This is a genomic window from Cryobacterium sp. MLB-32 (genome assembly GCF_000738085.1).
Taxonomy (GTDB): domain Bacteria; phylum Actinomycetota; class Actinomycetes; order Actinomycetales; family Microbacteriaceae; genus Cryobacterium.
Genome location: NZ_JPRS01000730.1, coordinates 1 through 535, shown reverse-complemented (window position 1 = coordinate 535; position 535 = coordinate 1). Strand labels below are relative to the sequence as shown.

The following is a 535-nucleotide window of genomic DNA, read 5'->3' as shown; positions in this document are numbered from 1 at the left end:
CCGCACTATTTCCAGGCGCTCACTGAGGGGGACGACGGGGGGCGCCCCCTTGGTCAGCTGGAGCATCTCGTCGGAAACCACACCGGCGATCAGAAAATCGCACTGGCTTCGTGCCTGACGAAGGATATTGAGGTGCCCCACGTGAAAAAGGTCGAATCCCCCGGCCGCGTAACCGACCCTCATGCCATCCGTGCGTCGGCGGGACTCGGACCTGACGTGGTTCACGGGAATCTACTTTCTGTCACAACAGGGATACGCCAGATCATAGCCAGCGGTCACGGACCGGGCCACCCGCGGGCGCGTCTCTCCCACAAGTGGGGGTTTCGCCCCGTATTTCGCTTTTCATTGACATGGGCACAGAAGTGAGAGAAGATCAGGATACATAGGTGGTCCCCTACGGTCGCCCCATCCCGCACGTTGTTCCGAACACGTGCATCGGCGAAATCAGTAGCTTCATGCCTGAGTTCCTTGCCTGAATCCAGCCTCCGGTGTATTCCCTTCTGGGCGGCCTGACTCCCTCCGGCCTCCCCCTCTC

General features: G+C 60.7%; 1 protein-coding gene. It reads right to left on the bottom strand.

Annotated features, from left to right (window positions below):
- The coding region (locus JF66_RS21110; RefSeq protein ID WP_035880949.1) for an adenylyltransferase/cytidyltransferase family protein at positions 1–183 on the bottom strand (183 nt) is incomplete at its 3' end.
- Between the last annotated feature and the right edge of the window lie 352 nt (positions 184–535).